This window comes from Akkermansia muciniphila (assembly GCF_900184965.1).
In the GTDB taxonomy this organism is placed as follows: domain Bacteria; phylum Verrucomicrobiota; class Verrucomicrobiia; order Verrucomicrobiales; family Akkermansiaceae; genus Akkermansia; species Akkermansia muciniphila_A.
The window spans coordinates 1-240 of record NZ_FXYA01000009.1 but is presented as its reverse complement, the minus strand read 5'-3'; the positions used below and the strand labels follow the sequence as shown (position 1 = coordinate 240).

At 59.2% G+C, this 240-nt stretch carries 1 protein-coding gene; it reads right to left on the bottom strand.

Features of this window, described 5'->3' with window-relative positions; genetic code table 11:
- Nucleotides 1-240 (bottom strand): ABC transporter permease (locus CI070_RS01420; RefSeq protein ID WP_143245526.1); only part of this gene is annotated, 240 nt, incomplete at both ends.

The following is a 240-nucleotide window of genomic DNA, read 5'->3' as shown; positions in this document are numbered from 1 at the left end:
TGCTGATGATCATGCCCCCGATGGGGATGAAGAAGCGGGCATCCCACCAGGGGTTGACTTCGATGATGCCTCCGGTGACGACGGTGAGGATGAAGAAGCTGGTGAGCAGGATGGAGGCGAATGAGGGGAGGAGGTAGGAGGTGGATTGCTTGCCGACATTGCCCCTGACGATCTGGGTGGCGGTGAGGATGGAGGCGATGAAGAAGGCGGCGACCCAGTACCATTGCCCTGATTGGAAGA